The sequence below is a fragment of the Pseudomonadota bacterium genome, assembly GCA_023229365.1.
Lineage (GTDB): Bacteria > Myxococcota_A > Polyangia > JAAYKL01 > JAAYKL01 > JALNZK01.
Genome location: JALNZK010000147.1, coordinates 1 through 12,319 on the forward strand (window position 1 = coordinate 1; position 12,319 = coordinate 12,319).

14 protein-coding genes are annotated in these 12,319 nt (G+C 68.5%); 7 read left to right on the plus strand and 7 right to left on the minus strand.

Translation table 11 applies throughout. From position 1 onward, the window contains the following. The coding region (locus M0R80_28155) for an NAD(P)/FAD-dependent oxidoreductase (protein MCK9463513.1) at positions 1-1,335 on the minus strand (1,335 nt) is incomplete at its 3' end. Between the two features lie 42 nt (positions 1,336-1,377). On the opposite strand from M0R80_28155, the gene M0R80_28160 reads away from it, so the two are divergent. Next, positions 1,378-1,587 (plus strand): hypothetical protein, encoded by a 210-nt coding sequence (locus tag M0R80_28160; protein ID MCK9463514.1) that lies wholly within the window; start codon positions 1,378-1,380, stop codon positions 1,585-1,587. Between the two features lie 57 nt (positions 1,588-1,644). Further along, positions 1,645-1,812 carry a hypothetical protein gene (locus tag M0R80_28165; protein MCK9463515.1) on the plus strand — a complete coding sequence of 56 codons (168 nt, stop codon included), beginning with the start codon at positions 1,645-1,647 and terminating at the stop codon, positions 1,810-1,812. 9 nt (positions 1,813-1,821) lie between these two features. Here M0R80_28165 and M0R80_28170 read toward each other — a convergent pair whose 3' ends face one another. Beyond that, entirely contained in the window at positions 1,822-2,844 is a 1,023-nt protein-coding gene (locus M0R80_28170) for a hypothetical protein (protein MCK9463516.1), read from the minus strand. Positions 2,845-2,927: 83 nt separating this feature from the next. On the opposite strand from M0R80_28170, the gene M0R80_28175 reads away from it, so the two are divergent. From M0R80_28175 to M0R80_28190, 4 genes are all read left to right on the plus strand, one after another. After that, positions 2,928-4,127 carry a DUF362 domain-containing protein gene (locus tag M0R80_28175; protein MCK9463517.1) on the plus strand — a complete coding sequence of 400 codons (1,200 nt, stop codon included), beginning with the start codon at positions 2,928-2,930 and terminating at the stop codon, positions 4,125-4,127. Then, positions 4,124-5,626 carry a B12-binding domain-containing radical SAM protein gene (locus M0R80_28180; protein MCK9463518.1) on the plus strand — a complete coding sequence of 501 codons (1,503 nt, stop codon included), beginning with the start codon at positions 4,124-4,126 and terminating at the stop codon, positions 5,624-5,626. Before M0R80_28175 ends, M0R80_28180 begins: the two co-directional genes overlap by 4 nt. After that, positions 5,623-6,939 carry a radical SAM protein gene (locus tag M0R80_28185; protein MCK9463519.1) on the plus strand — a complete coding sequence of 439 codons (1,317 nt, stop codon included), beginning with the start codon at positions 5,623-5,625 and terminating at the stop codon, positions 6,937-6,939. Before M0R80_28180 ends, M0R80_28185 begins: the two co-directional genes overlap by 4 nt. Before the next feature lie 191 nt (positions 6,940-7,130). Further along, positions 7,131-7,694 (plus strand): LNR domain-containing protein, encoded by a 564-nt coding sequence (locus M0R80_28190; protein MCK9463520.1) that lies wholly within the window; start codon positions 7,131-7,133, stop codon positions 7,692-7,694. 428 nt (positions 7,695-8,122) lie between these two features. Here the strand turns inward: M0R80_28190 and M0R80_28195 are convergent, their stop codons facing one another. From M0R80_28195 to M0R80_28210, 4 genes are all read right to left on the minus strand, one after another. Next, a complete protein-coding gene (locus M0R80_28195) occupies positions 8,123-8,266 on the minus strand; it encodes a hypothetical protein (protein MCK9463521.1) in 144 nt (47 codons plus the stop codon). 32 nt (positions 8,267-8,298) lie between these two features. Beyond that, positions 8,299-9,348 carry a class I SAM-dependent methyltransferase gene (locus M0R80_28200; GenBank protein ID MCK9463522.1) on the minus strand — a complete coding sequence of 350 codons (1,050 nt, stop codon included), beginning with the start codon at positions 9,346-9,348 and terminating at the stop codon, positions 8,299-8,301. Beyond that, on the minus strand, positions 9,320-10,648 hold the full coding sequence (locus M0R80_28205; GenBank protein ID MCK9463523.1) for a DUF1566 domain-containing protein: 1,329 nt from the start codon (positions 10,646-10,648) through the stop codon (positions 9,320-9,322). The genes M0R80_28200 and M0R80_28205 overlap by 29 nt, the downstream gene beginning before the upstream one ends. Positions 10,649-10,827: 179 nt before the next feature. Next, on the minus strand, positions 10,828-11,028 hold the full coding sequence (locus tag M0R80_28210) for an SAP domain-containing protein (protein ID MCK9463524.1): 201 nt from the start codon (positions 11,026-11,028) through the stop codon (positions 10,828-10,830). Between the two features lie 115 nt (positions 11,029-11,143). On the opposite strand from M0R80_28210, the gene M0R80_28215 reads away from it, so the two are divergent. Beyond that, positions 11,144-11,461, plus strand: a complete 318-nt coding sequence (locus M0R80_28215; GenBank protein ID MCK9463525.1) for a PilZ domain-containing protein — start codon at positions 11,144-11,146, stop codon at positions 11,459-11,461. Positions 11,462-12,132: 671 nt separating this feature from the next. Here the strand turns inward: M0R80_28215 and M0R80_28220 are convergent. After that, a partial coding sequence (locus M0R80_28220; protein MCK9463526.1) for a hypothetical protein occupies positions 12,133-12,319 on the minus strand: 187 nt, incomplete at its 5' end.

Sequence of the window (12,319 nt, forward strand, 5' to 3'; positions counted from 1 at the left end):
CTCGCACACCTCCACTCGGGAGCGCAGATCGGCGCCGAGGACGCCCTCCACGCGGCCGATGAGCACGTCGGCGTAGCGCCGCTTGAGCTCCCGGTAGGCCGGCCCTCGCTCGAGGCCGGGGCCGGTCTTCCACGCCTCGTTCTGGCCGATCCTCGCGGCCGTGTGCAGGATGAGCGTCGCCTTGCCCGGCGGCGCGAGAGTGGGGTCGAGGATCGATGGCACCATGAGGTTGATCTCGCTCGTCGCGGGATCGCCCGACGTGTGGTCGACGCGCTCGACGTCGCCCCGGGTGATGTGCACCAACTCCTCCGCGATCCCCAGCTCGGTCGCGGGCGACGCCAGGCCCAGGAAGACGCTGACGGCCGAGTCGTAGACCTCCGCGCGGTCCATCCGGCGGCGAAGGCGGAGGCCGACGGCGCTCTCCGGGAGCAGATCGCGGTAGACGGTCGTCGCGTCGCACGCCGCGATCACGTGACGGCAGCGCAGCTCTCCCTCGCCTGCGGAGCGCCCGTTCGCCGCGTAGCGCACGGCCGTGGCCCGGCCGCCCTCGACGACGATGCGCGTGGCGCGGGTCCGGCAGGCGACGATCGCTCCCGCGTCCCGGCAGACCTCGGCCAGCCAGGCGGGGATGCGCTGGCTCCCGCCCTCGGGCGGCCGCTGGAAGTCGCCGGCGTACGCCCACGCCACGGGCATGAGGCAGGCGAGGAGGCCGGATTCCGCGCGCCACATCCGGTCCAGAATCGGCCCTTTGAAGAAGCGACGGAGGCCCGCCTGGGCGGACACGCCGCCGAAGCGGAGGAAGGGCCGGCCGGCCGCGGTCATGCGCCAGAACGTGCGCAGCTTCTCAAGGAGGGTCATGGTCTGCGTGGCGCGCATGTTCGCGCCGAAGCGGCCGAACGCCTCGCCCAGGGAGCGGGCCGAGGTGAAGAAGGCGAGGAGCCCGCGCCGATCCTCCGGGAAATCCCCGAGCAGGGTCTCGAGCAGCGCGTCCGGCTCCCGGGTCAGGAGGTAGTCGAACCCGTCGCCTCGGTACCTGCGGATGCGGGTCATCTGCGGCGTCGCCGGTGCGTCGTGCCGCACGCCCTCGAAGATCCGGTGCACGAGGCCCGTCGGCCCGCACTGGTTGAGCCAGTGGACCGCCGTGTCGAACACGAAGCCGTCGCGCGAGAAGCCGGCGAGGAAGCCGCCGGGCTTGGGCGCGGCCTCGAGCACGCAGACCTCGAGCCCGGCCCGGGAGAGCAGCGCCGCCGCGACGAGCCCGCCCACGCCCGCGCCGATGACCACCGCGTCGCACGAGTGGGGGAGGCGGTCGGCGTCCGTCCCGGGGGCTTCCATCCGTCAGGGATACCAGATGTGGCGGCATCTTGGGAGGGAGCGATGGATCGGTGTGCTATGATGCGGGCGGGCGAGGAGGTAGTGGACATGACGGAAGACGAGGCGCGGGCGATCATCGAGGGCCACTCCGGCGAGGGAGGCGCGATCGTTCCGGCGCTGCAAGCGGAGCTGCCGGCGATCAAGAGCTTCTACCGGCGGTGCCTCGAGGCGGACGTCCCGGTGCTGCTCGGCCCGTGCACGGGCGGCGGCTGAAGGATCAAGGGCTCGCTCCTGGTTCGGGAGCGCGACGTCCCGAGGATCGCGGCTCTGTTGCAGGACGACTGGAAGAAGGAGCTCGAGCGCAACGGGCTCAGCTGCGCGGTGGAGCCTCCGCCGCCCGCCGGCTCGGCGCGGGACGGCGTCACCTGCCCGGCCTGCGGCACGACCGCCCCGCTCGTCGACGGCGCCTGCGCCGATTGCGGGCTCGTGCTGGGCTGAGCGCGGCGCCTAAGGCGAGGGCCGCTCGGGCACGATCCCGCACTCCTCCCGAAGGTACCGCTCTCCGCGCTCCTCCAGGTAGCTGCGGTACCGCGTCGCGACGTCGAGGAGATCGTCGTGGCCCCGCAGGAACTCGTGCCGCTTCATGTTGATGCCCTGCCAGACCCCCAGCGGGCACCGGGGCTGCATCATGAGCCGCAGATCGTACTGGTGGACCTTCCTCAGGGCGCCTTCGGGAACGACGCCCTGCTCGTACAGATCCTCGAGAGGCGTGGCGTCCGGGTGCTCCCACAACGGAACCCTCAGGCGGATCCCGTAGCGCCGCAGGAACGCTTGCGACATCCTCTGTCCGACGAGGTTCTGCTCGAACCCGTACCCGGACTGCGGGGACGTCCCGTTCGCGACCCAGCGGATGCGGTTCGCCTTGCAGTACGGGACCGTCAGGACGTCCCGCACCGAGAAGCAGGTGACGCACGACAGCGTCTCCGCGATCGCGCCGAACCTCCTTCGTTTCTCGTCACGGCCTTCGAAATGGAGCTCCTGGAAGAGCCGGTCGCTGTCGATGTGCTCCCGGACGATCCGGTCTTCTCCCAGGCGCGCGCGCAGCCAGGCGGTCGGCGTCTCGCTCCTGTCGACCCCGACCATGTTCCGGTTGACCATCGTCAGGAGGTGGAGGCGCCCGAACGTGGGCGCGAGGTTCAGCGCCGCGTACAACGAGTCCTTGCCGCCCGAGTAGTGGACCGCCAGGTCTTCCCGGGGCGCGCCGTCTTCCCGAGGGCCCGGCTCCGGATGGAACACCTCGTCGTACTCCATCTTGCCGTGCTTGCGGAAGTCCCCGTACAAGGCCCGCCCGAAGGGAAGCCTGATGACCGCGGCGACGGCCCGGTCGATGCCCCAGATGAGCCGCACCTGCTGCCTCGGCGCGAGCCGGCGGAGCGCGGGGCTCGCCACCGTCGCGATCGCCGTCGTCGCCAGGCCGTACCCGAAGTCCAGGGCGCCCGCGACGGTCGTTGTCGATTTCCTCGGTCCCATAGGGCTTCTCGAAGTACAATTCTACGCCACGGCCGGCGTCGGCACAAAGTCGGAGCGTCCGTGTCGGCGTTTCGAGGATCTCGATGGACAGAAGCCTCAAGGGAGCCCCGCCCGCGAGCGTCGCCATCCGTCGCTGCACGGACTACCGGACGATCCGCCCGGCGCTCAGGGACGTCATGGACGCCACGGGGCTCACGCAGACCCTCGCGCACCGTCGCGTCTTCCTCAAGCCGAACCTCATGAAGGGCTCCCTTCCGGAGCATCGAAACAACACGCACCCGGCGTTCGTGGGATCCCTGACGGCGGAGCTCGTGGCGCTGGGGAGCGAGGTGGTGGTCGGCGATTCGTCGGGAATCCTCGGCTTCACGGACGAGGTCTTCGACGCCTCCGGCGTTCGCTCCGCCGTGGAGCGGGCGGGCGGGCGCGTGGTGAACCTGGACGCGGGGCCGTTCGAACGGATCTCGCTGGCCGGGCGCGATCCCGCCGTCTTCTGGCTGCCGCGAATCCTCTTCGAGGTCGACGCCGTCGTCTCGGTCCCCAAGCTCAAGACCCACTCCCTGAACGTCCTGTCGCTCGCGCTCAAGAACCTCGTCGGCACCATGCCGGGCGCGACGAAGTGCGCGATGCACCTGCGCCGGCCGGGCCCCGACGCGTTCGCGGAAGGGGTCGTCGACCTGTACCGTGCGCTCGTGCAGGGAGGGGTCCGGTCGCTGACCGCGATGGTCGACGGCGTCTGGGCGCTCGCAGGGCGCGGTCCCGGGGTCGGTCCCATACCCCGCGTCCCCGGTCTCGTCGTCGGTGGGGATCCGTTTGCCGTGGACGTCGCCTGCGCCCTGGCCGTCGGGTTCGACCCCGCTTCCATCCCCACCATCCGGGCCTCTGCGGGGCGCGGCCTGGGTCCGGACCCGCGCGCGCCGGGAGAGGAGATGCTCCGCATCGTCCGCGAGGCGGTTCCCGAGCCGGGCCCCTTCGAGCGGCCGACGCGCAACTGGTCGGAGAGGACGATCTGGACGACCTTGGCTCACTACTGGGTGCGCGGCAGGATCGTGAAGCCGGTCCACGACCCGGGCAGGTGCGAGGGAGGACGGCGCTGCGTCGACGTCTGTCCGGTGCGCTGCGTGCGCAAGGGAACGCGCGGGTGGGTCATCGGCCGGGAGTGCATCGGCTGTCTGGCCTGTCACGAGGTCTGTCCCACCGGAGCCATGGGCTTGACCGTTCCCCGGCCGTTGCGGGGCCTGTTCCGAAGGCGCGCCGCCGGCCTCGACGTCGGGAAGCTGCGATGAGCGCGAGGAGAGGCGCGGGCAAGGGGCTCGGGGGGCTGCTGGTGCGGCTCGGAGGCCGGGAGCGGGATCTCATACGCGGCACGCCGCGCGCGCTCTTCGTCAACATCCCGTCGTGGCTGGACGATCGGAACCGGCACCCGGAGAACTGCGAGGCGCCGCTGGATCTCGGGTACGCGGCGGCCCTCGTCGAGCGCGACGGAACGCCGACGGCCATCCTCGACTTGGAAACGGGGCTGTTCCGCACCGAAGAGATCGTGGAGGCGATTCGCGCCGACCGTCCCGCGGTGCTGGTCATGCGCGGGATCACACCGGCGACGGGCGCCATGCTCGCCTTGGCGCGGCGGACCCGCGCCGTTTCGCCCGAGACGCTCGTCGTCGCCTGCGGCCAGCAGGCGGACGCCGTCCCAGAGGCGTTCCTGTTCGACGGATCCCCCGTGGACTCCTGCGTCGCGGGCGAGCTCGAAGAGACGGTCGCGGAGATCGTGCGCGACGTCGACGCCGCCCGTTCGGGTCGGGTTCCCGGCACGCGGCGCTTCGCCGACGGGCGCATCGTCGCCGGCGCCGACCGCGCCCTGATTGCGGACCTGGACGCGCTGCCTCGGCCGCTGCATCGGTTCTTCCTCAACCCGCACTACCGCTACCTCCACCCGATGCGCCGGGTCGGCCCGTATCGATGGGGGTTCGTGCAGGCGAAGAGGGGATGCCCCTTCTCCTGCGTCTACTGCTCGGCCTCGCTGCGGACGTCGTACGGCTCGCGGATCCGCGCGCGTTCGCCGGAGAGCGTCGTGGCCGAGATGCGGGATCTGGAGCGCCGCGGGGTGAACGTGCTCGTGTTCACGGATGATCTGTTCAACAGCAGCCGGGAAGCGGTCCTCGAGCTGTGCGAGCGCATCCGCTCGAGCGGAGTCCGGATCTCCTGGCTCGCCAAGGGGCGCGTGACGCCGGTGGATGCCGAGATGTTCGGCGCGATGCGGCGGGCGGGGTGCTCGACGTTCTGCATGGGCATCGAGAGCGGCTCCCAGCGGATCCTCGACAGCATGAAGAAGAAGACCCGCGTGGAGGAGATCGAGCGGGCGTTCCGGCTCGCCGGCGAGGCGGGGCTTCTGAAGGTCGGGTACTTCATGGTGGGCGCGCCGGGCGAGGAGGAGTCCGACTTCCAGGCGTCGCTCCGCCTGCTCGAGCGCGTCGATCCGGACATCATCCAGGTGGCCTACTTCACCTGCTACCCGGGCTCGCCGGCTTACGAGCAGCACGGGGGAAAGGAGATCGGGGACTGGAGCGAGTTCCGGCACTACGAGAACTTCGTCAACCTGAGCGCCGAGAGCGACGAGTCCGTCCGGCGGTGGCAGAAGACGCTCTATAAGCGCTTCCTCTTCCGCCCGCGCTACGTGCTGCGGTACCTCGCGATGAAACACGTGAACCTCCTCATCAACCTGCGCTCCGAGTGGTTCCTGGTCGAGCAGGCCTTGCGCTCGCTGCTCGTGAAGAACAGGGAATGACGGGGCGGGAGGAATCCGTCTGGCTGCTCGCACCGGCGGTGACGTTCGAGGCGCCGTACCCGCTGGAGCTCGCGTCGCTGGCGGCCGCGCTGCTTCGACGCGGCTTCGGGGCCTTCGGGATCGACCTCCGTGTCGAGCCGGACGGGCTCGAGAAGCGTTTGTCTCGAGGGCTCGCCCCCGGCCCGCGGGCGATCGTCGTCGAGGCCTCCATCCGCAACGTCGCAGAGGCGGTCCGCCTCGGACGGTCCATCCGCTCGCGGGGGTGGCGGCCCGTCCTCTTCACAGGGACGGCGGCGGCGATCGCGGACGGGTTCTTCCTGGCGGCGGGTGCGGCGGACGTCGAGGTGACGGGCGACGCGGAGGACGTCGTCCCGGCTCTCCTGGAACGGCTCCCGGTCCGAAAGGGCGTGCCGGGTGCGCGGTTCCCGGGCGACGGGGGCCACGCCAACCCCGCGCCGCCGCGCTTCGGTGATCTGGACGCGTTCGGATCGCCCGATCGGCACGTGTTCCCGTGGCGGGGTTACGCGACCCACGCCCTGCGCGCGGGTCATCTGCAGGCCCCGATCCTGGGGTCGCGCGGGTGCCGGCTCGAGTGCGCGTTCTGCCCGGTGCCCGAAAGGTACCGCCGTGCGTGGCGCGCCCGCTCTCCTGACGCCGTGGTCGACGAGATGACCCGCCTCCAGCGCGATCACGGCATCGACACGTTCCTGTTCGAGGACGAACAGCCGCTCCAGGACCGCGCCTGGTTCTCCTCCGTGCTGGGGGGGGTTCGCCGCCATCTTCCCCGGGCTCGGATCGAGCTCAAGAACGGGCTGCGCGGGGATCTTCTGGACGGCGAGCTGCTGCAGGAGATGGCCGCCAGCGGAGTCCGCCGGATCGCGCTCGGGGTGGAGAGCGGGAGCAACTCCGCCCGCGAGCGCCTGCGTCGCCCCCTCGACGAGGCACACCTCGCGAGCGTGATCGATCTCTGCCGCCTGCGCGGCGTGGCCGTGACCGGGTACTACCTGACGGGGCTCCCCGACGAGACGGCCCTCGAGACGCTCGCGACGCTGCGGTCGATGCGGGAACACCGCTGGAGCTACGCCCACCTCTCGGTCTTCTGCCCCTGGCGACCGCTCGGCGGGCTCGCCGCGCGACCTCGGGCGATCGCGGTCGCGGTGCGCACCGGGGCGTACCTGTCGACCTACGCGAAGCCGTCGCGCCTGCTCGATCTGGTCCGCCTGGGGGACATCGACCTCGGGAGGCCGCTCGCCGCGCCGCGACGGTTCTGGGCGTGGCTCCTGTCCGGATCGAAGGGCGGCGGCGGCTGGTGAGGGTGCACCCCCTGGACGGGGTGGGGGAGAGGGCCGGCCGCGCCCGCAGGCCCCTGGCCGCCACGCTGCTTCCCGCCGGGTGACCCCCTGGTGGGAACACGAAGCGCCTTTTTCCCGTCCAACCCGAAGCAGTCTGTTATGCTGCGAACAAGAACCGACACCGCGCCAGAACCAATGAAAGGAGCCCGACGATGAAGACCGGAAGAATCGCGCTGCTCGCGGCCCTGCCCACCGTCCTCGGCCTCTCGCTCGGCCTCGCCTCGTGCAAGGACGAGAAGAGCGACATCGAGAAGATCTGCAAGTCGATGTGCGAGGTCAGCGAGGAGTGCTGGGACGATTTCGACGAGTACGACGACATGGGCGACTGCATCGACGAGTGCAAGGAGGACGCCGAGGACAACGAGGGCGAGGAGTGCTACTCCGAGTTCAAGGACTTCTACTCCTGCTTCTTCCGGGAGATCCTCGACAACGACTGCGACGAGAGCGATGCGATGGAGGAGTGCGAGGACCAGTACGACGACATGGCGGAATGCGAGGGCGAGAACGACGACGAGTGCGCGCCCGGCTGCCCCGAGTACTGGATCGGCGACGGCGCGTGTGATGACGATTGCAACAACGCGGCGTGCGGCTGGGACGGCGGCGATTGTGAGGAAGAGTGCGCCCCGGGCTGCCCAGGGTACTGGATCGGCGACGACTACTGCGACGACGAGTGCAACAACGCGGCGTGCAGCTGGGACGGCGGCGATTGCGGCTGAAGTCACCTGCAAAACGCCTCATCAGAGTCATTGTTCAGGGGGCAGCTGAGGGTCGTGGAGGCGCTGGAGCCAGTCTCGCCGCCGCACAAGGCCGCCGGTTAGCCAATCTCGCGTCGTGTCATCTATTTGTCACTGGGCAAGAAAAAAGGCACCCACGGAAAACCGTAAGTGCCTGTTTTTCTTCAGCGGGCGATGCGCGGTTCGAACGCGCGACCTTCGGTTCCGGAGTTGAGTCCGCCGGGATCGAGGGCTTCTTGTAACCTGTTGAATAACATTGAAAAAATCAAACATGGCAAGGGCTTGCAGATCATCGCGATGTCACGGTTCGTCACCTGATATCACATGAATATCACTTCATTTCACAACCCCGTGTCAACGGCGTGTCCACGGGAAGGTTCTGGAGACGGGCAAATGCTTGGTCTCCATACCTACGGTGAGCTCTCCGGCTCGATGACGAACGGGTAGATGATCGTGGTCTTGCGCCGCGCCGCTGCTGGATCCCCGAGGGCCGCGCGCTCGTGTTGGCAAACGCGCCCCTTCGATGGCAACGCAGCGCTGGGTGGCGCGATCAAGTTGCGCGCACCACCGGGTTTTCAGATCCCCCTCACGGCGCCTTCCGGAAGACGAGGAACGACTGGTACGGGAGCAGGTCCGCGCGCTCGGCATCGAGGGCGAGCCCGGCCTTCGCCGCCAGCTCCACCATCTGGGATCGGGTGATCTTCACGGACTCGGGCGGGCCCTCGGGCAGGTTGCCCTCCTTGAACTCGACCAAGACCAATTTCGCGCCGGGCCCCATCTCGGCCGCGACCTTGCCCAGCCATGCGGCGCGATCCGGGACGTGGTGCAGCACGTCGCACACGAACACGAGGTCCGCGTCGCCGGGAATGCCCGGGTCGTCGGGCTTGATGAGCACCGCCTCCACGTTCGTGATCCCCTCCGAGGTCAGCTTGTGGTGGATGTGCCGGATCATCTCGGGCTCGATGTCCGCGGCGACGACCCGCCCTTGCGGCAGCGCCTTGGCCAGGCGGAATGTGAAGTAGCCGGAGCCAGCGCCCAGGTCGACGACGGTCTCGACGCCGGTGAGGCCGAGCGCCGCGACCACGGCGTCGGGTTTCTGCCAGACCGCACGATTCGGCCGCTCCAGGAAGGCGATGTACTTCTCGACGTCCTCGAACGGGCGCAGGTGGTTCGGGTCGATGCCCTGTTTGCGCAGCGGGCAGTCGATGGGCGGGTGCGCCGGATCGTGGACCGCCAACGCTGTCGCTTTCGACGCGGGCGGGTCGCGCTGCTCGTCGGCCCGGCACGCGGGCAGGCCCGCGATCACCGTGACCGACAGTACGAGGCAGACGTTCCGAACCACCATGTGCTCCTCCGCCGCGATCGAACGCTCTCGGGGCATCCTACGAGTTCTGGACCGGCCCGGGAAGGAGGCGACCGCCGCTGGCACCCCCATGGAGGCGAGGACTCGATCACCGGCTACCACGCGGCGCACCTCACGGACGCGATCGCCGACACCACAACGGTCAAGCTCTCGCTGTGCCGCCCGCTCGATCCCGCTGCGCGTCGACTGCGACGGCGGGAGGATCGCGGTGGTGATGCCGGTGAGGGTGTGAAGGAGCGAGCTGCTACTGGCCGCCGCGGACACAACGAACACCGAGCGCCACCGCGAGGTCGTTCGCTTTCGCGGCCGAACGTGTGGTGTCTTCCCAGTAGTCCATGGTCCACGCCCGGACAGGATCCGTGTCCTGTTCTTCGGGATCGCCCGGGTCCCAGGCCCCGATGTACGTCGTCGAAGACCAGACCCCAAAGCTCATCGCGCCCGGGAACGCGTCCAGCGAGATCCCCGGCGTTTCCTGCTGCGTGTCCGCGATGCTGAAGAGCTCCACGCGGTCTGGGAGGCGCCAATCGTCGGCGCCGCCCAAGGCGAGCGACTCGCAATACGAGAGCGCGTCGGGCCAGCTCGTCGGATCCGCCTCCCCCGCGCAGTCCGCGCCCGTCTGCCCGGCCATGCACCCCTGCCATTCGAGGCCGGTCGTTCCGTCGGTCACGATCGTCTCGCCTTCGACGGGCTCGGAGCGGGTGAATCGCGCGATCGGCTGCGGCGTGGGCTCGCCGCGCACGCACACGACACGCTTTGGGTTGCCAAAGCCGGACACGGACGACTCTCCCCACAAAAACAGTCCTTCGAAAGCGCGTTCGTAGGACTCCGTTGAATCGAGGCCCGCATACGAGGACGACCAGTAACCGGAAAAGGTGATGAAATCGAAAATGGTTTCGTCGACCGCAGGATCCGCCCGCCCGAGGCCCATGATGCTCGTGAGCTCGAAAATGTCCGGAAGGCGCCAGTCGTCGAAGCCGGCCCATAACAGGGAGTCGCAGAAGGTGAGCGCAGCGTTCCACTGGATGTTAACGTCGGAAGAGGGCGCCGCCTGCCAGATGATCCCGGTCACGTTGTCGATCGCGATCGGCTCGCCCGAAACCTCTTCGGTGCGCGTGAACCGGTTCGTCGCGACGTGGGACACGTCCCAGCCGTACTGGGCATCCTGACCGCAGTATGGAGCATCCGCGCATACTGCATCTCCGGCCGTGCCCGGGCACTCCATCGAATCGAGCGTGCCGCCGTAGCACAGCGCCTGCCCGGTGTCGGGCAGCGGGAAATGCGGGCCGGGCGGGTTGCACTCGAACGAGCCGCACCCCGGCGAACGGCAATACCCGTCGATGCAGATGTCGTAGGAGCGGTCCGGCTCGGTGATGATTTCACACGGGCTGAAGTTCAGCATGTCGGCACACTGGGTGTCTGTATCGGAATCGGTGTCCGTGTCGCCGTCCGTGTCGCTGTCCACGTCCGTATCGGTGTCCGGTCCCGCGTCAACGTCGTTGCTACTGCCACCGTCGCCGCACCCGGCAGTGAGACCGATCGCGACGAGCCCCATGATCCAGGTCGACCACCGCATCTCACACCTCCTCGCCTTGTAGCTGCTCCTCGAGCGTAAGCCGATCCGCTTCGACGCACAACCACGCCGCCCGCGCGCCTCGTCGGCGTCCGCGCCCCAGTACCAACATCAAGAAGTAGAAAGACGACGAATAAAAAGTGCATGGGGCGGAGCTCCGCTCGTCCCCTGCCGTCGTCCTCTCAGCCTTCGCCCTTGCGGTGCTGCACCTCGCAGTCGTCGAACCAACAGCAGTCGGTGTAGCGGCAGCTCCCGTCGTTGGCGCCGAAGCAAGGCGCGTTGCCCTCGGCGCGCTGGATCTCCAGGATGATCTCCCGCCGCGGCTTCCTGCCCGGCTGGATGCCCAGCGCCATCGCCCTCTTCTTCAGCTCGCTCGCGTTCATGGGTCCACCCCCCTCAGCTGCTTCACCAGCACCTAAAGAGTGAAACGGATCGGGCCGTATAGAGTTAATGGGAGCAGATGGGGCATTCTCGGCAGGCCTTGCGAACAGGAGACCGATGACACACGAGCGACAGCATTTTCGCCGGGACTGGGCCTGCGACGTTGAAGTCGAGTGGGCGGGCGCGGTGCATCCGGCGCGGGCACGGAACATCAGCCTGGGCGGGCTCTACGTGGACATGGCGGACCCGCCACCCGTGGGCCAGCGGGTGCTGATCCACGCCCGGCTCCCGGGCATCCCGGACGCGTGCATCCTGCCCTCCGTCGTCCGCTGGTCACAGCCCGGCGACGGCTTCGGCGCCCAGTTCGAGAGCTTGCGCGCGGTCGAGGTCTGGGCGCTGAACCGGCTGCTGCGGAGCCTCGCGCCCGCGGAGTGATCCCGCTCGATCTCCACCATGCGAAACGCGGTCGTGATCGGCACGGATGCCTTCACCATGGCCCAGACCGGGTACACCTTCTCGTCGGCCTGCGCGATCACCCTCTCGATCGCGGCGGGATCGAGTCCCGCGCCCCGGAAGACGAATTCCATCTCGATGGAGGTGAACACATCCCCCCGGCGTACGTGGCGTGGACGGTCATCGCGGACGGCATGGCTCCACCTCCTGCTTTTCCGAGGGGGACTCTATCGCCGTGCATCGAGATGGGCGCCGGGAAAAGCGGGGGCGCGATCGAAACCCGCACGTTCCGATCATCATCAACAGATCGGGGACGTCAGCGTTGTCGAGCGCGGGCTGCGAGGGGTGGGGATGGAGGCAGGCGCGTCGGGATCACGCTGAAGTGCTGCCTACAAATATAGATAATGAAGAAAGAGCTGGCCTGGGTCTGAGCAGCGAACCGGGGGCGACCCCAATTTTCCGTCTTACTTGCTCTATTCTATCTGCATTGGATGCCTCGTCTCTTTTTTTATCCTCGGTGACGATTCTTCTTGTGCTGATCTTCTCGACTGCGGACACTTAAACGATACACGCGACTTCATCGTCGCGGCGTTTCTGGGGGAATGCTCGATGAACAACCGGCAGACAACGACGCTCGCGAAGACAATGTCTCGTCAATGGTTGCTTTGTGGCTTGGCGCGGACGTTGCGCAGGAAGAAGTCGGGGGGCCTAATCGCCGCGGAGTGTCGGTGTAAGTTGTTCGTGTAGACGATCTTCGAAAAGCGCGGCGTTTCGATCGCGGCCAGCGCGATCGTTTTCATGGAAAAGCGGATCGGTGCGAAGCCGCGTAGAGGCGCGGCG